Genomic DNA, 21169 nt, shown 5'->3' on the forward strand with positions numbered 1-21169 from the left:
TGGGCAGGGGTGTCCCGGACCATGGCAGCGTCCCGGCGATCCTGGGACATCTGTTCGATGAGAGGCGCACCACCCATGCACGTCACCGGAACCGCCCCGCAGCCGGCTCCGGCCACCTCCGAGACCCGTAGGGCCGTCGTAGAGGTCCCGCACTCCACCGACCCCGGCAAGCATGCCCGACGCTTCGGCCTGCCGGTCGCGACCGCGCTGGTCATGGGCAACATCATCGGCGGCGGCATCTTCCTGCTCCCCGCCTCCATCGCCCCGTACGGCACGGTCAGCCTGGTCGCCTTCGGGGTGCTGACCGTGGGCGCCATCGCGCTCGCCCTGGTCTTCGGCCGGCTCGCCGCGCGCGACCCCCGTACCGGCGGCCCCTACGTCTACGCCCGCGAGACCTTCGGCGACTTCGCCGGGTTCCTCGCCGCCTGGGCGTACTGGATCACCACCTGGGTGTCGAACGCGGCGCTCGCCGTCGCCGCCGTCGGCTACCTGGACGTGCTGATCCCGGTCGGCCACCACGCGTGGTCCGCGTGCCTGGCCGCCCTGGCCCTGCAGTGGCTGCCGGCCCTCGCCAACTTCGCCGGTACCCGGTACGTGGGCGCGGTCCAGCTGGTGTCCACGGTGCTGAAGTTCGTGCCGCTGCTGCTCGTCGCGGTCGGCGGGCTGTTCTTCTTCGATCCGTCCCGGCTCGGACCGTTCAACGCCAGTGGTCACAGCGCGATCGGTGCCGTGTCCGCCTCCGCCGCCCTGCTGCTCTTCTCCTACCTCGGGGTCGAATCGGCCGCGGTGAGCGCGGGCGAGGTCAGGGACGCCCGCCGCAACGTGGGGCGGGCCACCGTGATCGGCACCGCGGGCGCCGCGCTGGTCTACCTGCTGGGCACGCTGTCCGTCTTCGGCACGGTCGCGCACAACCGGCTGGTGACCTCCACGGCCCCCTTCTCCGACGCGGTGAACACCATGTTCGGCGGCGGCTGGGGCGGTACGGCGGTGGCGCTGGCGGCGCTGGTGTCCATGACCGGGTGCCTCAACGGCTGGACCCTGCTCAGCGCCCAGACCCCGTACGCGGCTGCCAGGGACGGCCTGTTCCCGGCCGCGTTCGCGCGTCGCCGCCGGGGCGTGCCGACGGTCGGCGTCGCCGTCACGGTCGTGCTGTCGTCCCTGCTCACGGTCTACAACTACCTGTCGGGCTCGGCGAAGGTCTTCGACGTCCTCGTCCTCGTGACCACGTTCACCGCGACCGTGCCGTACCTGCTGGCGACGGCGGCGCAGCTCTTCCACCTGGTCTCCGGCAGGTCGGTGGACCGCGGGCGGCTGGTGCGCGACTCGGTGATCACCGTGATCGCGGCCGTGTTCTCCGTCTGGCTGATGGCGGGCGCCGGTTACGCGGCGGTGTACCAGGGGGTGCTGTTCCTGTTCGCCGGCATCCTGGTCTACGCGGTGATGGCGGCGCGCCGGCAGCGCAGGCCCCTGGAGACGGACACGCCGTAGCAGGCGGTCGGCTGCCCGGCGGGCGGGCCCGGCCGAGCAGCCGTCAGACACGCGGACGGGCGGCCGCGCCGGATCACTCCGGCACGGCCGCCCGTGTGCGTCACGTCGGGACGACAGGATTTGAACCTGCGACCCCTTGACCCCCAGTCAAGTGCGCTACCAAGCTGCGCCACGTCCCGTCGCGCTCCCACGCGGGGCGTCCCGCGTGATCACGCAGGTCAACCTTATCGCACCTGTGCGGGTTCCCGTGCCGCCCCCGGGGTGGCGGAGTGCGTCGTACGGGCGGGGCGGCGGGCCGGGACGAGGAGGGCGGCGCCGGCCGCGGCCAGGCAGAGGAGGGCGAGCAGGGCCCAGCCGTGAGTGTAGCCGGAGGCGTAGGGCAGGCCGGAGGGCTGGAGGCGGCCGGTGACCAGGACGCTGGTGACCGCGGCGCCGATGGAGCCGCCGATGGTGCGGATGTTGGCGTTCATGCCGGTCGCGGCGCCGGTCTGCTCGGGCGGGACGCTGCCGACGACGAGGTTGGCCATGGAGGCGAAGGCCAGTCCGATGCCCAGGCCGAACAGGGCGGCGACGACGGCGATCTGCCACTGGGCGTCGTGCCACAGGGTGAGGAACCCACAGGCCAGCGCGCCGAGTGCGGCGCCGGTGGTGAGGAGCGCCTTGGCGCCGACGCGGGGCTCCAGCCGGCCCGACAGGATCCCGGAGAGGAACATCGCCAGCAGCATCGGCAGCATGAGCAGGCCGGAGGCGGTGACGCTCGCGCCGAAGCCGTAACCGGCCGCGGACGGCGTCTGGACGAAGCCCGGCAGGAAGGACCAGATCGCGTACATGCCCGCGCCGAAGAGCAGGGCGGCGGCGTTGGTGGTCCACACGGCGGGCAGCCGCATCACGCGCAGGTCGATCAGCGGGGTGCGGGAGCGGGCCTCGGCCGTGAGCCACGCGGCGAACAGCACGACGGCGGCGGCGAACAGGCCGAGCACCTTCGGCGAGCTCCAGCCCCACTGCCCGGCCCGGCTCAGCGGCAGCAGCAGGGCCACCAGCCAGGCGGAGAGCAGCCCGGCGCCCAGCCAGCCCACCTTCCCCTCGGCCCTCTTGGGGGACTCGGGGACACAGGCCACGGCGATCAGGACCGTCGCGGCGACGATGGCCACGGGGATCCAGAACAGCCAGCGGTAGTCGAGCGCGGAGACGATCGGCCCCGCGGCCACCATGCCGACGCCGCCGCCCGCGGCGATCACCGCGGAGAGGTTGCTGATGCTGCCGCTGACCTCGGCCGGCGCGAACTCGTCGCGGATGATGCCGAAGGACAGCGGGAACAGGGCGCCGCCGACGCCCTGGACGACGCGGGCGATGACGAGGACGCCGATGTCCGGCGCGAGCGCGGCGACGAGGCAGCCGGCGAGGACGGCGAGCAGGACGCCGACGAGCGTGCGTTTGCGGCCGGCGAGGTCGCCGACCCGGCCGAGGATCGGGGTGAAGACCGAGGCGGACAGCAGATACGCCGTCATCACCCAGGTCGCGCTGGACTGGGAGGTGTGCAGGGCGTGCTGGACGGTCGGCAGGGCCGGCGCGATCAGCGACTGCAGCATGGAGAACACGCCCGCACCGGTCGCGAGAACGGCGAAGGTGAGGCGGGTGGACTTGCGGGGCATGAGGGAGCCTCTCCGAAAGGGAGCTCTGGGGATGGACGGGGGGTGCGGGGGCCGCCGGGCACGTCCGGCCAGGGCGGCGCCGCCCCCGAACTGCTAAAGTGGAGGTACCCCTCCACTCTAGCGGAGGTGAGCCTCCGGTTCAACTGAAGCGGATGCACTCCTCCGGTTCATCGATTCCCTCTGGGAGGCAGCAGTGACGGCCACGCCGTTCCCCGTCGGCGAGATCGTGGCGGCCCGCCGGCCGCACCGCAAGGACGCCGCCCGCAACTACGACGCCCTGCTCGCCGCGGCCCGCGAGGCGTTCGCGGAGCACGGCGCCGACGCCTCGCTCGAGGACATCGCCCGCCGCGCCGGGGTCGGCATCGGCACGCTGTACCGGAACTTCCCCACCCGCCGCGACCTCTTCGAGAGCGTCTACGCCGACGAGGTCGACACCCTGTGCCGGGCCGCCGAGGAGGTCGCGGACCTGGAGCCGTGGGAGGCGCTGACCGCCTGGCTGGACCGGTTCTCCGGCTACATGGTCACCAAGCGCGCGGTGCGCGAGGCGCTGAACGACGAGTCGGAGATCTTCCAGACCTGCCGCGAGTCCATGTACGCCGCCGGGGGCCCGCTGCTGGAGCGCGCCCAGCGGGCGGGCGTCGCCCGTACGGACATGGACTTCGTCGACCTGCTGCGGATGGTCGCCGGCATCACGGCCACGGCCTTCGACGACGACGCCCAGCGCGACCGGGTCCTGGCGATCGCCCTGGACGGGGTGCGCACCGGCCGCTGAGAGCCGGGGCGCCGCCTGCGTGACGAGCGCGTGCCTGCTTGACGAGCGCGTGCCTACTTGATGAGCGCGTGCCTACTTGATGAGCGCGTTCGCCACCACCACGATCACCCCGAGCAGCGCGTCCCCGGCGCCCATGAGGACCGCCATGGGCCAACTCCGGGCCGACCAGCGGGCGGTGATCAGCCCCAGGCCGAAGAGGATGACGATGTTGAGGGCGAACACCGGGTACTGGACGCCGTTCGGCGGCCACCAGCCCCACCCGGCGCCCGCGAGCAGGAAGACCGTGGGCAGCGAGGCCACGACCAGCGGCCACTCGTGCCGCAGTGTGCGCACTACGTCCCACCGGCGGTGCGGGGTGCGTTCGGCGATGTAGTGGGCGTAGCCGTGCGCGAGTGCGGAGGCGAGGGCGGTCACCAGGAGCCACACGGCGTCGTAGCGGCGGCCGGCGGCGCTCGTACGGCCGTACTGGCTGAGCGCCGCCACCATCGAGCTGGCGAGGACGGCGCCGTACACCCCGCCGAACAGGACGGCCTCACGGGTGTCGTGCCGCCGGGGCGGTGCCGTGCCGACCGCCGGAGAGTCAGCCATACTCACCACGATCACCCGCACCGCGCCGCCCCGCCAGTCCGGCCGGCCCGACGAAGTGTCCTCCCACCAGCCCCGATGCCGCACACCCTGTCGGCCGTGGCACGGCCGTGGCACTGGCTAGGGTCACCGCATGACGCACAGCTTCGCGCTCCACATCCCCGACGCCTGCCTCGAACCGGAGCCCCTCGACCCGGGGCAGATCGTCTCCGGGAACCCGGAGGTCACCGGGAAGGTGGTCTGGACGTCACCGGACGGCCGGCAGATCCGCGGCATCTGGCAGATCACTCCCGGAGTGGTCACCGACACGGAGGCGGACGAGCTGTTCGTGGTGATCAGCGGCTCGGCGACGATCGAGGTGGAGGACGGGCCGACGCTGACGGTGGGGCCGGGCGACATGGCGGTGCTGCGCGCCGGCGACCGTACGACGTGGACCGTGCACGAGACGCTGCGCAAGGCTTACGCGATCAACGGGTGAGCCCCGGGCCGCGGTCCGTCGCCCTGCCCAGTTCCTCCACCCCCGCGGCCAACGCCTCGGCCACCTCCCCCGGCGGCAGGTCCGCGGCCCCGCTCGTCCGGGCCAGCAGCGGCAGTTCCACCTGGACCCCGCCCAGGCGGGTCAGGTTGACCGGGTTGCGGGGGTGCACGCCCCGCAGGGCGCTCGGGATCGCGGCCAGGTCGGTGACCGCCGGGAAGTGCGGGACGTGCGCGGCGAGTGCCTCGGCGAGGACGTGGGCCGCCGCCCGGTTGCCGCCGCCGAGGAAGACCGTGCGCGGCGCCCCGGGCCGCATGTGGCCGTGCAGGGAGACCGTGAGGGAAACCCGGTCGAGGAACTCCCGCAGCAGCGCGCAGTGGCCGGCTGCCATCAGCGGGGAGGTGACGTGCACGGGCTGCCGTGCTCCCGGCTGGGTGAAGACGAGGCTGGTGGCGCCGCAGCGGCGCGCCACGGTCCGGGCGAGTTCGGCGGTGCCGCCCTCGTTGCTGCCGTGCAGCGCCAGCAGGCCGATGCCGTCGCCGGGCACGAGGGTCGCGACCATGGGGACGCCCTCGATCTCCACCCGTTCCTCCACCTGTCCGGTACGTGTCATCGTGTCCCTCGACCCTCCGTCGGCGCGGGCATGTTGTACGGCGTGACCACCTGGATCGCGGACGGCAGCGCCGGCCCGGCCGGAGGCAGCGCGCCGTGCGCCCGCATGACGAGACGGCAGGCCTCCCGCATGTCCTGGCGCAGGTCGTGGTGGAGCACGGCGGACAGCCTGTGCTCGCGCAGCAGCCGCGTGTTGTCGTGGTCGAGGTCGTGGGCGATGAACACCGCGCACTCCCGGCCGGCGTCGGCGAAGGCGCGCAGGGTGGCGTTGTTGCCGCCGCCGATCGAGTACACGGCGCGGATCTCCGGGTCCCGCTCCAGGGCGCCGCGGACCAGGTCGTACTGGGTGGCGTCCAGCCCCTGGCCCTCGGCGATCTCCACCAGGGCGCGCTGCGGATGCCGGGCGCGCATCAGGCTGCGGAAGCCCATCTCGCGCTCCTCCTCGTTGCGGAAGAAGCCGCTGCTGAGGCTGGTGAGGACGTTGCCGGGCCCGTCGCCGAGCCACTGGCCCATCAGATAGGCGGCAGTGGCGCCGGCGGCCCGGTTGTCGCTGCCGACGTAGCCGACCCGGCCGCTGCCGGGCAGGTCGGTGACCAGGGTGACGACCGGGATGCCGGCCGCGGTGAGCCGGCCGACGGCGGCGGTCACCTCGGGGACGTCCGGCGCCTTGAGGATCACGCCCTGCGAGCCGCGCCGGGCGATCCGGTCCAGCGTCCTGACCTGCTCGGCGGGCGGGCCGGTCTCGCGGAAGTGGAAGCGGGAGCGGACGACGGCCGGGTGCAGGGACGGCAGTTCGGCCTCCAGCGCGGCGCGTACGGCGGTGCTGAACCGCTCGGGCGCCTGCACCACGATGTCGACCATGAACGTGCGGCCGACCAGCCGCACCTGGGTGCGCTGCCGGTCGAGGTCGGCGATGGCCCGGTGCACCTCCCGCGCGGTGCTCTCGCGCACCCCTCCCCTGCCGTTGAGGACGCGGTCCACGGTGGCCTCGCTGAGACCCGCCTGACGTGCGATCTCCCGGATCGGGAACGGATGGCCCATGGGCCTGCTCCTTGAGGGGTTTTTGATGGCCTGCTGCTGGTTGTTCGAGGGGTTTGTACTGACAAGAATGACAGGGCCGCGTCGTCGCCGTGGCCGAAAGCCGTAGCCGGCCGAAAGGACACCGATGTCCGTCGTCTCCGTGCCGGGCCGTGCCTGGCTGTCCGAGCAGGACTGCGACCTGGACGCCTTCCGCGCCCTGACCGACCGCACGACCCGCCTCGCGGACTATCCGCACGCCGCCTCCGTGGCCGAGAACGTCCTGGTGTACGAGGGTGAGCGGCTGCGCGACCCCGCAGACCCGGACGCCCTGCGGGCCGAGCTGGTGCGGGCCTTCGCCGAGGGCCCCGGGATCATCGTGGTCAAGGGCGCCTGGCCCGACCTGCCCGCCGTGGACCGGCTGACGGCCGTGTTCGAGGCGCTGATCGCCGAGCAGCGCGCCTCCGGGGCCACAGCCGGCGACCACTTCGCGAAGCCGGGCGCCAACGACCGGGTGTGGAACGCGCTGGAGAAGGCGGCCCGGTACGACGCCGAGGCGTTCGCCGACTACTACGCCAACGACGTCCTCGCCCTGGTCTCCACCGCCTGGCTGGGCCCCGGCTACCAGGTGACCTCGCAGGTCAACGTGGTCAACCCGGGCGGCGCCGGACAGAGCCCGCACCGGGACTACCACCTCGGCTTCCTGGGCAACGCGGCCGCGGCCGCCTACCCGGCCCATGTGCACCGCCTCTCCCCCGTGCTCACCCTCCAGGGCGCGGTCGCCCACTGCGACATGCCGGTGGAGTCGGGCCCGACGCTGTACCTGCCGTACTCGCAGCTGTACGAGCCGGGCTATCTGGCCTGGCGGCTGCCGCCGTTCCGGGCGTACTTCGAGCGGCACCACGTCCAGCTCCCGCTCGCCAAGGGGGACGCGGCCTTCTTCAACCCGGCGCTCTTCCACGCCGCCGGAACCAACCGCACGGCGGACGTGCGGCGCACGGCCAACCTGCTCCAGGTGTCGTCCGCCTTCGGGCGCGCGATGGAGACGGTGGACCGCGAGGCGGTGGCGAACGCGGTGTTCCCGGTGCTGCTGCGGCGCGCGGCCGAGGGCGCGGACGAGCGGTGGCTGGAGAACGTGATCGCGGCGAGCGCCGAGGGCTACCCCTTCCCGACCAACCTCGACAGCGACCCGCCGGTCGGCGGGCTCGCCCCGCCGTCCCAGGCGGACGTGCTGTGGCGGGCGGTGCGCGAGGCGTGGACCCCCGAGCGGCTCCGGGCCGAGCTGCGGGCCGGCGCGGAACGCCGGGAGAGCTGAGGAAGGGACACACACGGTCATGGGACTTCTCGACGACAAGGTCCTGCTGGTGAACGGCGGGACTCAGGGGGTCGGCGCCGCGATCGCGCGGGCGGCGGTCCGGGAAGGCGCGGTCGTGACGGTCACCGGCCGTCGTACGCAGCCGGGTGAGGCGCTGGTCGCCGAGGCGGCCGCGGCCGGGGGCAAGGTGATGTTCGTGCGCGCCGACCTGGCGGACGCCGGCCAGGCCAAGGCGGCGGTCGCCGAGGTGGTGGACGCCCACGGGCGGATCGACTGCCTGGTGAACTCGGCGGGGCTGACCTCCCGGGGCACGCTGCTGGACACCACGCCGGAGCTGTTCGACGCGCACATCGCGGTCAACCTCAAGGGGCCGTTCTTCGCGATGCAGGCGGCGGTCGCCGACATGACGGCCCGCGGGGCGCCCGGCACGATCGTCAACATCATCACCTCCTCGGCGCACGGCGGGCAGCCCTTCCTCGCGCCGTACGTCGCCGCGAAGGCGGGGCTCGCGGGCCTCACCCGCAACGCGGCGCACGCCCACCGCTGGGACCGCATCCGGATCAACGGCCTGAACATCGGCTGGACGGCGACGGAGGGCGAGGACGCGACCCAGCGCGCCTTCCACGGCGCCGGCGACGACTGGCGGGAGCAGGCCGCGGCGAGGCTGCCGATGGGCAGGCTGGGCCGGCCGGACGAGATCGCCGACTTCGTGGTGTTCCTGCTGTCCGACCGCTCCGGGGTGGTCACGGGGTCGGTGATCGACTGGGACCAGAACGTGCTCGGCGGCCTCGACTGAATCCCCCTCTCCAGCTCCCTCTCCGCTCGTCCCGTAAGAACTGCAAGGAGCCTCATCCTCATGCGCATCGGAATCCTCGGCCTCGGCCGCATCGGCGCCTTCCACGCCGAGACCCTCCATGGACTGGACGCCGTCGAGTCGCTCGTCGTCGCCGACCCGCTCGCGGACGCCGCGAAGGCCGCCGCCGAGCGGTTCGGCGCCGAGGTCGCGGACTCGCCGGAGGCGCTGCTGGCGGCCGGGGTGGACGGCCTCGTCGTCGCCGCGGCCACCGACGCCCATCCGGCGCTGATCCGGGCCGGCGTCGAGGCCGGCGTCCCCGTCTTCTGCGAGAAGCCGGTCGCCCGCACCATGGCCGAGGGCGTCGAGGTGCTGAAGGCCGTACGGGACAGCGGGGTGCCGGTCCAGATCGGCTACAACCGCCGCTTCGACGCGGGCTTCGCCGCGGCGCGGGCCGCCGTACGGGCCGGCGAGCTGGGCACGCTGCACACCGTCCGCTCCACCACCCTGGACCCGGCGCCGCCGCCCGCCGCGTACATCGCCGCGTCCGGCGGCATCTTCCGCGACTGCTCCGTGCACGACTTCGACGTCATCCGCTGGGTGACGGGCCGCGAGGTCGCCGAGGTGTACGCGGTCGGCGGCAACCGGGGCGCGGACTACATCCGGGAGGCGGGCGACGCCGACACCACCGGCGCCGTCCTCACCCTGGACGACGGCACCATCGCGGTGGTGTCCAACTCCCGTCACAACGCGCGCGGTTACGACGTCCGCATGGAACTCCACGGCTTCCGGGACTCGATCGCGGTGGGCCTGGACGACAAGCTCCCGCTGCGCTCGGTCGAACCCGGGGTGACCTTCCCCTCCGGCACCCCGCACGACTTCTTCATGGACCGCTTCACGGACGCCTACCGCGCCGAACTCACCGCGTTCACCGAGGTCGTGGCCGGCGCCCGCCCCTCTCCCTGCACCATCGAGGACGCCCTGGAGGCGGGCTGGATCGCCGAGGCCTGCACCCTGTCCCTCCACGAGCACCGGCCGGTGACCCTCGCCGAGGTGCGGCAGGCCTGAGACACGGGTGCGGCGCCGGGCGGACCAGCCCGGCGCCGTACCCTTTTCCTCAGCCGCAGTACCGGATCAGCCACTCGTCCGGGTTGTAGGCGTTCCGCGCCGGGTCGGGCAGGGTCGCCGGGCTGGTCTCGACCATGTCCTGCGGGCGTATCCGCTCGGGCAATGTGCCGAAACGGCCGCGGCGGCGCTCCGCCGCCTCGCTCAGGTCCCGGGTGCCGCCCCCGGCTTCGGTGCGCTGCGTCATCTCGTCCTCCCGTCTGCGCGGGCATCCCCCGTCATCGGCTCAACGCCCGCGTGCCCTCGGTGGTTCCCGGCCGTGCCGCGGCCGAATCCGCAGCAGTCGCAGAGGAACCGCGCGGCGCACGCGACGGAGCCGGGCCCCACGCAGGGGGCCCGGCTCCGGGACGGGGCGCTCAGGCCCCGCAGGACCGCAGGAACCGCCGTGTCCGTACGGCGATCGGCAGGGGCCTGTCCGGCTCGCACGGATACATGTCCTGCTCGACGATTGCGAACAGCTCCACGCCGAGCCGCTGCGCCGCCTCCAGGACGGGCCCCAGCTCGGGCACGCCGGACGGCGGTTCGCACATCACCCCGCGCTGCACGGCCGGCCCGAAGGGCACCTCGTTGGCGACCACCTCGGCGAGGATGTCCGGGTCGACCTGCTTGAGGTGCAGATAGCCGATGCGCTCGCCGTAGGTCTCGATCAGCTTGACGCTGTCCCCGCCGCAGTAGGCGTAGTGCCCGGTGTCCAGGCACAGGTTGACCAGTTCGCCGTCGGTGGAGTCCAGGAAGCGCTCGACGTGGTCCTCGGTGTCGATGTGGGTGTCGGCGTGCGGGTGGACGACGATGTCGAGGCCGTACGTCTCCTTGACCTCGTGTCCGAGCCGCTCCATGCCCTTGGTCAGGTGCGCCCACTGCTCGGCGGTCAGCTCCGGCGGCTCGAGGATCTCGGCGGTCTTGTCGTCCCGCCAGAAGGAGGGGATGACCACGAGGTGCCGGGCGCCCATCGCCTGGGTGAGCGCGGCGACCTGGCTGACATGGGCCCAGGTCTCCTCCCAGACGGACGGACCGCGGTGCATGCCGGTGAACACCGTGCCCGCCGAGACCTTCAGGTTCCGGCGGGCCACCTCGTCCCCGAGCCGCGCGGGATCGGTGGGCAGGTAGCCGTAGGGGCCGAGTTCGATCCACTCGTAGCCGGCCTCGGACACCTCGTCGAGGAAGCGTTCCCAGGGCACCTGCCGGGGGTCGTCGGGGAACCAGACGCCCCAGGAGTCGGGGGCCGAGCCGACCCGGATGCGGTCGAGGGGGGTGGGGGTGGCCATGGTCAGGGTGTTCCTTCCGCGGAGGGCGCGACGGGTGCGGTGAGGTCCTCCGCTTCGGGGAGCCCCTCGGTGTCGACGCCGCGTACCTGGGCCAGTTCGTGTTTGAGGGCGGCGAGTTCGGCACCGCCGGCCATGTGGTTGGTCAGCTCCTCCAGGGTGATCTCGCTGCGCGGGGCGGACAGCTCCAGGGTGCCCAGGCGCAGGACGCTGAAGTGGTCGCCGACCATGTAGGCGTGGTGGGGGTTGTGGGTGATGAAGATGACGCCCAGGCCGCGGTCGCGGGCGGCGGCGATGTACTTCAGCACCACGCCCGACTGCTTCACGCCCAGGGCGGCGGTGGGCTCGTCCAGGATCAGCACGCGGGCGCCGAAGTGGACGGCGCGGGCGATGGCCACGCACTGGCGCTGGCCGCCGGAGAGGGTGCCGATGGGCTGCTCCAGGTCGTCCAGGACGATGCCCATGTTGCGCAGTTCCTCGTCGGCCGTCTTCTTCATCCGCTCGATGTCCAGACGGCGGAACGGCCACGGCCCCTTGGTCATCTCCGAGCCGAGGAAGAAGTTGCGCCACACCGGCATCAGCGGCACGGTCGCCAGGTCCTGGTAGACGGCGGCGATGCCCCGGTCCAGGGCCTCGCGCGGGGTGGCGAAGCGCACCGGCTCGCCGTCCACGAGGAACTCGCCCTCGGTGTGCTGGTGCAACCCGGAGATGATCTTGATGAGGGTGGACTTGCCGGCGCCGTTGTCACCCAGCACACACGTCACCTGGCCGGCGTGCACCTTCAGGTCGACGCCGTGCAGCGCGCGGATGTTGCCGTACGACTTGCCCGCCCCGCGCAGCTCGACCAGCAGGCCGTCCCGCTGGGGTCCGGCGTCCTCGACGATCGCGCCGTGGGTGCCCGTTCCGTTGGATGTCATCGCTTACCTCCGGGTCGCCGTGCGCTGGACCCACAGATTGATCAGGACGGCGCCGAGCAGCATCACGCCCAGGAAGGCCTTGAACCAGTCCGGGTTCCAGCCGGCGTAGACGATGCCCTGGTTGACCATGCCGAACATGAAGGCCCCGAAGACCGGGCCGATCGCCGAGCCGGCACCGCCGGTGAGCAGGCACCCGCCGATGACCGCGGCGGCGATGTAGATCAGCTCCTGGCCGACGCCCTCGCCGGACTGCACGGTGTTGAAGGAGAACAGCTGGTGCATGCCGACGAACCAGGCGCCGAAGCCGACCAGCATGAACAGCGAGATCTTCGTGAAGGTCACCGGCACACCGACGGCGCGGGCCGACTCCTTGTTGCCGCCGACGGCGAAGATCCAGTTGCCGTACTTGGTGCGCAGCAGCACCCAGGTGGCCAGCGCCGCGAAGACCAGCCACCACACCACGGTGATCTTGACCTGGACCCCGCCGACGTCGAAGCTCGACGCGAAGATCTTCCTCGCCTGGTCGAAGCCGTCCATGTCGCTGATGTCGTCGGTGGCGACGTTGCCGGTGACCAGCTTGGTCACCGCCAGGTTCACGCCCTGCAGGATCAGGAAGGTGCCCAGGGTGATCAGGAAGCTGGGCAGGCCGGTCTTCACCACCATCCAGCCGTTGAAGAACCCGATCGCCAGCGACACCAGCAGCGCGACGATCACACCGGTCCACACGTTCAGCGTGAGCTGGTAGCTGAGCATGCTCGCGGTCAGCGCCGAGGAGATCACGGCGACGCCGGAGGAGAGGTCGAACTCGCCGCCGATCATCAGCAGCGCGACCGGCAGGGCCATGATCCCGATGGTCGAGGACTGGTACAGGATGGTCGCCATCGAGCTGCCCTGGCGGACCGTGGGCGCGGCGATCAGGAAGAAGACCAGCACGGCGGCGGCGCCGAGGAAGACGCCCACCTCGGGGCGGGCGAGCATCCGCAGGGCGAGCGGACGCCGTGCGGTACGGCCGTCCCCGTCCTTGGAGCCCGGCGGGGTGCTCACCGCCGGCTCTGCCTGCTGCGCCATGCTCATCACCGGGTGCCCTTCGCGGCGAACTGGGAGACCTTGCCGACGTTGGACTTGTCGACGAAGGCCGGGCCGGTGAGCACCGGCTGGACCCCGCCGCCGCTGTAGTTGCCGTTGTACTTGTAGAGCCACAGGGAGTCCACGGCGAGGTAGCCCTGCAGGTAGGGCTGCTGGTCGACCGCGAACTCGATCGAGCCGTTCTGGACGCCCTTGACCAGGTCCTTGTTCAGATCGAAGGTGGCGACCTCGGCCTTGCTGCCCGCGTCGGACACCGACTGCACGGCGGTCAGCGCGAACGGCGCGCCGAGGGTGACGACCGTGTCGATGGCGGAGTCCTGCTTCAGCTTGGCCGTGATGGTCGACTTCACGGACGGCATGTCCGTGCCGTTCACGTACAGCGTCTCAGTCGTGCCCTTGAACGTCTTCTTCACGCCGTCGCAGCGCTGGGTGAGACCCACGTTGCCCTGTTCCTGGATCACACAGACGGCCTTCTTGGCGCCGGTGGTGTTCAGCTTGTCGCCGAACGCCTCGCCCGCCACGCTCTCGTCCTGCCCGAAGAACTCCAGCAGGCCGAGCTTCTTCCAGTCGCTCAGGCCCGAGTTCAGGCCCACCACCGGTATGCCGGCCTGCCGTGCCTTGCCGATGACGCTCCTCATCGCGTCGGGCTTGGCCAGGGTGACCGCGATGCCGTCGACCTTCTGGTCGACCGCGTTCTGCACCAGGTTCGCCTGGTTGCCCGCGTTGGGGTCGGCGGAGTAGACGAGCTTGATGTTGTCCTTGGCGGCGGCGGCCTCGGCGCCCTTGCGGACGGTGTCCCAGAAGGTGTCGCCGGGCGCCTGGTGTGTGACCAGGGCGACGGTCATGCGCGGGGTGTCGGCCCTGCCCGCCGAGGCGTTCTGTGCCGCCTCCTCGGCCTTCTTGCCGCCGTGGCTGCTGGCGCAGCCGGCGAGGGTCAGGGCCGCCGCGGCGGCCACCGCGACCACCGGGGCCAGTCTCCGGGAGCGGGAGGGAGAAGAGCGGTCCATCTTTCCTGCACCTCACTGTGCGCGACGGGGGAAGGGACGCTGTTGCGTTGGCACGGGATCCAAGTCCCTGGCGAGCCCGCTGTCAATACTTTGTTAAGACATCATTTCACAAGCAGGTCAGAATGTAAGTACAAATCATTGACACCCTCGCCTCCGCGGCCTACACCTGTCAGGCATGAGCCCAGTACACCGCACCAGGCAGCGAACGGCACCGGGCGAGCGCGCGGCCGACTCCCTGAGCTTCGCCCTGGACCGCACCAGCCCGGTACCGCTGTACTACCAGCTCGCGCAGCAGCTCGAGGCCGCCATCGAACACGGCACGCTGGCCCCGGGCAACCTCCTCGGCAACGAGATCGACCTCTCCGTACGCCTCGGCCTGTCCCGGCCCACCGTGCGCCAGGCGATCCAGTCGCTGGTCGACAAGGGCCTGCTGGTGCGCCGGCGCGGGGTGGGCACCCAGGTCGTGCACAGCCAGGTCAGGCGGCCACTGGAGCTCAGCAGCCTCTACGACGACCTGGAGACGGCGGGCCAGGCCCCGACCACCCGGGTGCTGCGCAACGAGCGGATCCCCGCGAGCCCCGAGGTGGCAGCCGCCCTCGGGATCGCGGAGGGCGCCGAGGTCGTCGTGCTGGAACGGCTGCGCGGCACCCACGGCCGGCCGGTGGCCTTCCTCTGCAACTTCCTCCCGGCCTCCCTGCTCGAACCGCCCACCGCCCAGCTGGAGTCGACGGGCCTGTACCGCCTGATGCGGTCCGCCGGGATCGTCCTGCACAGCGCCCGCCAGTCCATCGGCGCCCGCGGCGCGACGGCCGAGGAGGGCGCCCTGCTGGACGAGCGGGAGGGCGCCGCCCTGCTCACCATGCGGCGCACCGCGTACGACGTCACGGGCCGGCCGGTGGAGTACGGCAGCCATGTGTACCGGGCGTCGCGCTACGCCTTCGACTTCCAGCTGCTGGTCAGGAGCTGAAACGGAACCATCCCCCCTCGCCTTCAACAAAGTTGCAGGTGACGGTGACGATTACGTTTCGGGCAAGAGACACCCCAGCGCGACCCGGCCTATTGACTCATGAGCGGACATGGGGCTGTTATTACGCCCACGATGTTCGGTCGAGTTGGTTTCTGAGCGGTTTCGACAACCTTTCGTGATCAACTCAACCCCTTGACCGAGCCCTGCATTCCTCAGGAGCCGCCATGCGCCTCTCCCCCTCCGGTCTCTCCGTCCCGGGCCCCAGCCGCCGTTCGGTCCTGCGTGGCGCAGGCAGCGCCGCCCTGCTGGCCGGCGCCGGCATACCCCTGCTGTCCGCCTGCGGAGGCAGCGGTTCCTCCTCGGACCCGAAGACCGTCACCCTCGGCTCCAACGCCTCGGACGCGGTGCCGAAGACAGCGTTCGCCCAGATCTACGCCGCCTTCACGAAGCAGTCCGGCATCAAGGTCGATGTCAACACGAAGGACCACAACACCTTCCAGGAGCAGATCAACTCCTATCTCCAGGGCACGCCGGACGACGTGTTCACCTGGTTCGCCGGCTACCGCATGCAGTTCTTCGCGGCGAAGAACCTGGCCTCGCCCATCGACGACGTGTGGGCGAAGATCGGGGACAACTTCCCCGACGCGATGAAGCAGCTCAGCAAGGGCGAGGACGGCAAGTACTACTTCGTGCCGCTGTACACGTACCCGTGGGCGCTGTTCTACCGCAAGAGCGTCTTCCAGCAGCACGGCTACAAGATTCCCACCACCTGGGACCAACTCGTCGCGCTGTGCAAGCAGATGAAGAAGGACGGCCTGGTCCCGATCGCCTTCGGCGACAAGGACGCCTGGCCGGCGATGGGCACCTTCGACCAGATCAACTTCCGCCTGAACGGCTACGACTTCCACAAGTCCCTGATGGCGGGCAAGGAGTCGTGGACGGACCCGAAGGTGAAGGCCGTCTTCGACCACTGGGCCGAGCTGCTGCCCTACCACCAGGACGGGTTCATGGGCCGCACCTGGCAGGACGCCGCGCAGAGCCTCGTGTCCAAGAAGGCCGGCATGTACCTCCTCGGCTCCTTCGTGGGCCAGCAGTTCACCAACAAGGCCGACCTGGACGACCTGGACTTCTTCCCCTTCCCGGTGATCAACCCCGCGTACGGCCAGGACACGGTCGAGGCGCCCACCGACGGGTTCATGGTCAGCAAGTCGCCGAAGAACCACGACGGCGTCGTCAAGCTCATGGAGTTCCTGGGCACCCCCGAGGCCGAGGCGACCTATCTCAAGGCCGACAACAGCGTGGTGGCCGCCTCCAGCAAGGCGGACACCTCCTCGTACACCGCGCTGCAGAAGAAGGCGTACACGATGATCAGCGGCGCCAAGAGCCTCACCCAGTTCATGGACCGCGACTCCCGCCCCGACTTCACCTCCACGGTGATGCAGCCGGGCCTGCAGAAGTTCCTCCAGAACCCCAAGGGCGTGGACAGCCTGCTGTCGTCCATCGAGCGCCAGAAGAAGACGATCTTCGCGTCCCAGTGAGCGGCCCGATGACGACCGATACGACCATGACGCCCCCGGAGGCGGCCGCCGTGCCGCCCCCGGGCGCCTCGCCCGCGCGCACGCGCGCCGCACACGGCCACGGCCGTCTGCTGACCCGCCGCGACCGCGTCACGCTCGCCCTGATGGCGGGCGTGCCGACGATCCTGCACGTGCTCCTGGTGTGGGTCACCGCGATCGCCTCGATCTTCCTCGCCTTCACCACCTGGGACGGCATCGGGTTCGACTCGATCAAGTGGGTGGGCCTGGACAACTTCAAGCAGCTCTTCAGCGACAACCCGCAGTTCTGGCCGGCCGTCCAGCACAACGTGATCTGGTTCGTCGTGCTGATCCTGATCCCGACGCCGTTCGGCCTGTTCCTGGCCGTGCAGCTGGACAAGCGGATCCGGTTCAGCCGGGTCTACCAGACGGCGTTCTTCCTGCCGGTCGTCATCTCGATGGCCTGCATCGGCTTCGTCTGGCAGCTCGTCTACAACCCGGACACCGGTCTGATCAACAGCATCATCGGGGCCAACAAGCCCGGCCACTACATCGACTGGATCGGCGACCCGCACCTCAACCTGTGGGCGGTCCTCATCGCCGCGTCCTGGCGGCACACCGGCTACATGATGATTCTGTATCTGGCCGGCCTGAAGAGCGTCGACCCCTCGCTCAGGGAGGCCGCCGCGCTGGACGGCGCGGGCGAGTGGCAGACGTTCAAGAGCGTCATCTTCCCCACCCTGCGCCCGACCAACACGGTCGTGCTGGTCGTCACCATCATCGAGGCGCTGCGCGCCTTCGACCTGGTCTTCGTCTTCAACAAGGGCGCCCAGGGCACCGAGTTGCTGTCGATCCTGGTCACCAACAACATCATCGGCGAGTCCAGCCGCATCGGTTACGGCTCCGCCATCGCCGTCGTCCTGCTGGTGATCTCCCTCGCGGTGATCATCCCGTACCTGATCGCCACCTTCCGGAAGGAGCGGCGCGCATGAGCAGCACCACCGTCGCGGCGCCGCTGAAGCGGCGCGCCCCGATCCGCCCGGCCCGCGTCCTGCTGCACGTCTTCCTCGCCGGTACGGCGCTGGCGTGGCTGGCGCCGCTGCTGTGGGCGATCTTCTCGGCCCTGCGGCCGTACAGCGAGACCAGCGCCAAAGGCTACGTCTCCTGGCCGGACAAGCTGACGTTCGAGAACTTCACGAACGCCTTCAAACAGTCCGACATGCTGCACTACTTCGGCAACACGCTGGTCATCGCGGTGCCGGCGGTACTGCTGACCCTGTTCCTGTCCTCCTGCGTCGCCTTCTACGTCGCCCGCTTCGACTTCCGCCTGAACCTCGCCCTCCTGCTGGTCTTCACGGCCGGCAACCTGCTCCCGCAGCAGGTCATCATCACCCCGCTGTACCGGCTGTACCTGCTGACGAACCTGCCGGGCATCACCCAGAGCGGCAAGCTGTACGACTCCGCGCTCGGCCTGGTCCTCATCCACGTGGCGTTCCAGTCCGGGTTCTGCGCGTTCGTGCTCAGCAACTACATGCGGTCGCTGCCGCACGAGCTGACGGAGGCCGCGCTGGTCGACGGCGCCTCGGTGTGGCGGCTGTACTGGCAGATCACGCTGCCGCTGTGCAAGCCGGCGATGGCGGCCCTGGCGACCCTGCTGTCGATCTGGATCTACAACGACTTCTTCTGGGCACTGGTACTGATCTCGACCGGCCAGAACATGCCGATCACCTCGGCCCTGAACAACCTCTCCGGCCAGTACTTCACCGACCCCAACCTGGTCGCCGCCGGCTCCCTGCTGACCGCGATCCCCACACTGATCGTGTACTTCGCCCTCCAGCGCCAGTTCGTCAGCGGCCTGACGCTGGGTTCCAACAAGGGCTGAGCGGGCCGCCCGTCACCCGGGCCGGTACGGAGACGGTGTGCCGGCGCGGGTGACCTTCAGCGGCGCTCGGCGTGCGTGAGCAGGACCGCCAGCTGGTCGACGAGAGCGATGAACCCATCGAGCCGCGCCCCTCGGCGGGCCACCCGGAATCCCTGACGGCGGCCGTGGAACGCCGCCTGGACCGCGTGCAGTTGGGCCCAGCGCCGGACGCGTTCGCGATCGAGCCCCGCGGCATCGGAGAAGACGGCGAGGGCGCGGCGCACCGCCTTCGGCAGCTCGCCGGCCGTGGCCCGCTGCGCCGCGTAGGTCTTCAGCAGCGTGCCCCCGTCGTACGCCGGGTCGCCTGCGTATCCCTTGGGGTCGACCGCGAGCCACGGTTCACGGTCGGCGCGCAGGATGTTGCGGGCGTGCAGGTCACCGTGCACGAGCGTGTCCGCCCGGCCGTGGCCCAGCTCGCGTACGGTCGCCACGGCGGCGTCGACCACGTGCCGCGGCAGCCGGTGCGGCAGCGTCGCCGCGTCGGTGCGCAGCCGCTCCTCCCAGGCGGCGGCCCGGTCCCGCAGCCGGGGCAGTCCGGGCGGTGCGGGCACGGCGAGACGGCGGCTGATCCGGCCGGCGACCGCGAGGAGTTCGTCGTCGTCGGTCGTCTGCGCCAGGGTCGTGGTGTGGGCGCGCTCCAGCAGCATCGCGAAGCGTGCGTCGTCCCGCTCGTGCAGCAGCACGGCTCCCCGCCCGCGCCAGACCGTGAAGGCGTCGGGTTCGTGCACGTTGCCGGGGTGCGGGAAGGACACTTTCAGCACGGCCGCGTCCCCGGTCGCCGCCCGGCGCACCGGGACGATCACGCCGACGCCGCCGTGCGTGACCTCGCCGTCGGGCACGCAGTCCCAGCGTCGCAGGAGGTCGTCCACGATTCCGGGGACGGTGGCGAGCCAGGCCCGGCCGGCGGCTCCCTCGCGCTCGACGGTGCCGTGTACGAAAGCGTCCGGCAGTGCGATCACCTGGCGTCCCGCCCTCGTCGTCGACCGCCGTCCGGCGTGGTCGCCGGACATGACCGAGGGGTGGTGCCGGATCGTTCCGGTACCACCCCTGACCTGCGTTTTCCGCACGTCGGGACGACAGGATTTGAACCTGCGACCCCTTGACCCCCAGTCAAGTGCGCTACCAAGCTGCGCCACGTCCCGATGCGTTCACCCACGGTGACCCGTGTGATCGCGCGAACAGCACTTTACCCCACCTACGGGGGTGGGCCGAAGAGGGCCCGGGGGGTGAGCCGGGGAGAATCGGTCGTATGACGAACGCGGGCGCATGGGATGCCAGGGACCGGGACGCGGAGGGGCGGGCGCGCAGTGCGAGGCCCCGGGACGGGCTCGGCCGGCCGCTGCCGTACGGCACGGAGGGCGTCCCCCGGCAGCCGGAGGGAGTCGTACGGGCGCCGGCGGAGACGGTCGCCGAGGCGCAGGCGCTGCTGGACGCGGGGAAGCCGTTCCACGCGCACGAGGTGTTCGAGGACGCCTGGAAGTCGGGGCCCGAGGACGAGCGCACGCTGTGGCGGGGGCTTGCCCAGCTGGCGGTGGGGCTGACGCACGCGGCGCGCGGGAACGCCGTCGGCGGGGCCCGGCTGCTGCGGCGCGGCGCGGGGGCGCTCGCGGAGTGGGAGACCGGCGAGGGCGAGGACCGGCCGTACGGGATCGACCTCGCCGGGCTCGCCCGGTGGGCGCGGGAGCTGGCGGACCGGGTGGAGGGCGGGGCACCGCCCGTGGACGCGGCCGGGGAGGCGCCCCGGCTGCGGTCCTGACGGATCCGCGAGGGTGGGGGGTGCGGGCGGTGCGGGCGCTGTCAGTGGCGTACGGCAGACTCGGGGCGTGCGAAAGATTCATGTCATCGGTATCGGCGCGGGCGACCCCGACCAGCTGACCCTGCAGGCGGTCAAGGCGCTGCGGAGCACGGACGTGTTCTTCCTGCTCGACAAGGGCGAGGTGAAGAGCGATCTCACCCAGCTCCGCCGGGACATGCTGGACGCGCATCTGCCGGAGGGCTCGTACCGGGTGGTTCAGGCCCGTGACCCCGAGCGGGACCGGACGGCGGGCGGGGCGGCGTACTCGCCGGCGGTGGAGGACTGGCGCAGCGCCCGCGCCGGGATCTACGAGCGGCTGATCGCCGAGGAACTGGGCGAGGACGGCACGGGCGCGTTCCTGGTGTGGGGCGATCCCGCCCTGTACGACAGCACGCTGGGGATCCTCCAGGAGGTGCTGGCCCGCGGCACGGTCGCGTTCGAGTACGACGTCGTGCCCGGCATCAGCAGCGTCTCCGCGCTGGTCGCCCGCCACCGCACGGGCCTGAACCGGGTGGCCCGGCCGGTGCAGATCACCACCGGGCGCCGGCTGGCCGAGGGCTTCCCGGAGGGCGTGGACGACGTGGTGGTGATGCTGGACGCGCACCAGGCCTTCCGGCGGTACGCCGACGACGACATCGACATCTACTGGGGGGCCTACATAGGCACTCCGGACGAGATCCTGGTCTCCGGTCCGATCGCCGAGGCCGCTCCGCGCATCGAGCGGGTGCGGGCCGAGGCACGCGAGCGCAAGGGATGGATCATGGACACCTACTTGCTGCGCAGAAACCCCGGGGAGCAGTAGGGGTCAGGAGGGCGCGAAGCACCGGGACGAGGTCCTGCGTACC

The 21169-nt window shown here is 71.4% G+C and carries 22 protein-coding genes and 2 tRNA genes; 12 read left to right on the plus strand and 12 right to left on the minus strand.

The window, feature by feature from the left end; genetic code table 11:
- The first annotated feature begins 75 nt into the window (after window positions 1–75).
- Complete coding sequence (locus OG956_RS04410) at window positions 76–1488, plus strand: amino acid permease (RefSeq protein ID WP_330336606.1); 1413 nt, start codon at window positions 76–78, stop codon at window positions 1486–1488.
- A 105-nt stretch (window positions 1489–1593) separates the two neighbouring features.
- Here OG956_RS04410 and OG956_RS04415 read toward each other — a convergent pair.
- Window positions 1594–1667, minus strand: a tRNA-Pro gene (locus OG956_RS04415).
- A gap of 45 nt (window positions 1668–1712) precedes the next feature.
- Window positions 1713–3140, minus strand: coding sequence for an MFS transporter (locus OG956_RS04420; protein ID WP_330336607.1), 1428 nt, complete (start codon window positions 3138–3140; stop codon window positions 1713–1715).
- 193 nt (window positions 3141–3333) lie between these two features.
- On the opposite strand from OG956_RS04420, the gene OG956_RS04425 reads away from it, so the two are divergent.
- Window positions 3334–3912, plus strand: a complete 579-nt coding sequence (locus tag OG956_RS04425) for a TetR/AcrR family transcriptional regulator (RefSeq protein ID WP_330336608.1) — start codon at window positions 3334–3336, stop codon at window positions 3910–3912.
- A gap of 72 nt (window positions 3913–3984) precedes the next feature.
- Here OG956_RS04425 and OG956_RS04430 read toward each other — a convergent pair whose 3' ends face one another.
- Window positions 3985–4500, minus strand: a complete 516-nt coding sequence (locus tag OG956_RS04430) for a hypothetical protein (protein ID WP_330336609.1) — start codon at window positions 4498–4500, stop codon at window positions 3985–3987.
- A gap of 130 nt (window positions 4501–4630) precedes the next feature.
- On the opposite strand from OG956_RS04430, the gene OG956_RS04435 reads away from it, so the two are divergent.
- The gene (locus OG956_RS04435) at window positions 4631–4975 is read left to right on the plus strand and encodes a cupin domain-containing protein (RefSeq protein WP_330336610.1); all 345 of its coding nucleotides are present in this window, start codon (window positions 4631–4633) and stop codon (window positions 4973–4975) included.
- Here OG956_RS04435 and OG956_RS04440 read toward each other — a convergent pair.
- Together OG956_RS04440 and OG956_RS04445 are read right to left on the minus strand one after the other, a co-directional pair.
- Entirely contained in the window at window positions 4965–5585 is a 621-nt protein-coding gene (locus OG956_RS04440) for a poly-gamma-glutamate hydrolase family protein (RefSeq protein ID WP_330336611.1), read from the minus strand. The genes OG956_RS04435 and OG956_RS04440 overlap by 11 nt on opposite strands.
- Window positions 5582–6625 carry a LacI family DNA-binding transcriptional regulator gene (locus OG956_RS04445; RefSeq protein WP_330336612.1) on the minus strand — a complete coding sequence of 348 codons (1044 nt, stop codon included), beginning with the start codon at window positions 6623–6625 and terminating at the stop codon, window positions 5582–5584. Before OG956_RS04445 ends, OG956_RS04440 begins: the two co-directional genes overlap by 4 nt.
- A gap of 124 nt (window positions 6626–6749) precedes the next feature.
- Here OG956_RS04445 and OG956_RS04450 point away from each other — a divergent pair, with 124 nt between their 5' ends.
- From OG956_RS04450 to OG956_RS04460, 3 genes are read left to right on the plus strand one after another with little or no spacing between them, the layout of a single operon-like run.
- The gene (locus OG956_RS04450) at window positions 6750–7916 is read left to right on the plus strand and encodes a phytanoyl-CoA dioxygenase family protein (RefSeq protein ID WP_330336613.1); all 1167 of its coding nucleotides are present in this window, start codon (window positions 6750–6752) and stop codon (window positions 7914–7916) included.
- 19 nt (window positions 7917–7935) lie between these two features.
- Window positions 7936–8712 (plus strand): SDR family oxidoreductase, encoded by a 777-nt coding sequence (locus OG956_RS04455; protein ID WP_330336614.1) that lies wholly within the window; start codon window positions 7936–7938, stop codon window positions 8710–8712.
- 60 nt (window positions 8713–8772) lie between these two features.
- Window positions 8773–9777, plus strand: a complete 1005-nt coding sequence (locus OG956_RS04460) for a Gfo/Idh/MocA family protein (RefSeq protein ID WP_330336615.1) — start codon at window positions 8773–8775, stop codon at window positions 9775–9777.
- A gap of 49 nt (window positions 9778–9826) precedes the next feature.
- Here OG956_RS04460 and OG956_RS04465 read toward each other — a convergent pair whose 3' ends face one another.
- The 5 genes from OG956_RS04465 to OG956_RS04485 form a co-directional block, all read right to left on the minus strand.
- On the minus strand, window positions 9827–10021 hold the full coding sequence (locus tag OG956_RS04465; RefSeq protein WP_330336616.1) for a hypothetical protein: 195 nt from the start codon (window positions 10019–10021) through the stop codon (window positions 9827–9829).
- Between the two features lie 169 nt (window positions 10022–10190).
- Entirely contained in the window at window positions 10191–11099 is a 909-nt protein-coding gene (locus tag OG956_RS04470) for a sugar phosphate isomerase/epimerase family protein (RefSeq protein ID WP_330336617.1), read from the minus strand.
- Between the two features lie 2 nt (window positions 11100–11101).
- Window positions 11102–12013, minus strand: coding sequence for an ATP-binding cassette domain-containing protein (locus tag OG956_RS04475; RefSeq protein ID WP_330336618.1), 912 nt, complete (start codon window positions 12011–12013; stop codon window positions 11102–11104).
- 3 nt (window positions 12014–12016) lie between these two features.
- A complete protein-coding gene (locus tag OG956_RS04480; RefSeq protein WP_330336619.1) occupies window positions 12017–13087 on the minus strand; it encodes an ABC transporter permease in 1071 nt (356 codons plus the stop codon).
- Window positions 13087–14106, minus strand: a complete 1020-nt coding sequence (locus tag OG956_RS04485; protein ID WP_330336620.1) for a sugar ABC transporter substrate-binding protein — start codon at window positions 14104–14106, stop codon at window positions 13087–13089. The genes OG956_RS04480 and OG956_RS04485 overlap by 1 nt, the downstream gene beginning before the upstream one ends.
- 175 nt (window positions 14107–14281) lie before the next feature.
- Here OG956_RS04485 and OG956_RS04490 point away from each other — a divergent pair, with 175 nt between their 5' ends.
- From OG956_RS04490 to OG956_RS04505, 4 genes are all read left to right on the plus strand, one after another.
- Complete coding sequence (locus OG956_RS04490; protein WP_330336621.1) at window positions 14282–15073, plus strand: GntR family transcriptional regulator; 792 nt, start codon at window positions 14282–14284, stop codon at window positions 15071–15073.
- Window positions 15074–15297: 224 nt separating this feature from the next.
- Entirely contained in the window at window positions 15298–16611 is a 1314-nt protein-coding gene (locus tag OG956_RS04495) for an ABC transporter substrate-binding protein (protein WP_330336622.1), read from the plus strand.
- Window positions 16612–16619: 8 nt separating this feature from the next.
- Entirely contained in the window at window positions 16620–17600 is a 981-nt protein-coding gene (locus OG956_RS04500) for a carbohydrate ABC transporter permease (protein ID WP_330336623.1), read from the plus strand.
- Window positions 17597–18490 carry a carbohydrate ABC transporter permease gene (locus OG956_RS04505; RefSeq protein WP_330336624.1) on the plus strand — a complete coding sequence of 298 codons (894 nt, stop codon included), beginning with the start codon at window positions 17597–17599 and terminating at the stop codon, window positions 18488–18490. The genes OG956_RS04500 and OG956_RS04505 overlap by 4 nt, the downstream gene beginning before the upstream one ends.
- Before the next feature lie 56 nt (window positions 18491–18546).
- Here OG956_RS04505 and OG956_RS04510 read toward each other — a convergent pair whose 3' ends face one another.
- Window positions 18547–19539: an aminoglycoside phosphotransferase family protein gene (locus OG956_RS04510; protein WP_330336625.1), complete on the minus strand. Its 993-nt coding sequence runs from the start codon at window positions 19537–19539 to the stop codon at window positions 18547–18549.
- Between the two features lie 58 nt (window positions 19540–19597).
- A tRNA-Pro gene (locus tag OG956_RS04515) sits at window positions 19598–19671 on the minus strand.
- A gap of 107 nt (window positions 19672–19778) precedes the next feature.
- Between OG956_RS04515 and OG956_RS04520 the strand changes: the two genes are divergently transcribed.
- Complete coding sequence (locus OG956_RS04520; RefSeq protein WP_330336626.1) at window positions 19779–20285, plus strand: DUF309 domain-containing protein; 507 nt, start codon at window positions 19779–19781, stop codon at window positions 20283–20285.
- 67 nt (window positions 20286–20352) lie between these two features.
- The gene (cobF, locus tag OG956_RS04525; RefSeq protein WP_330336627.1) at window positions 20353–21126 is read left to right on the plus strand and encodes a precorrin-6A synthase (deacetylating); all 774 of its coding nucleotides are present in this window, start codon (window positions 20353–20355) and stop codon (window positions 21124–21126) included.
- Window positions 21127–21169: the final 43 nt, after the last annotated feature.

It is taken from the genome of Streptomyces sp. NBC_00557 (assembly GCF_036345995.1).
Lineage (GTDB): Bacteria > Actinomycetota > Actinomycetes > Streptomycetales > Streptomycetaceae > Streptomyces.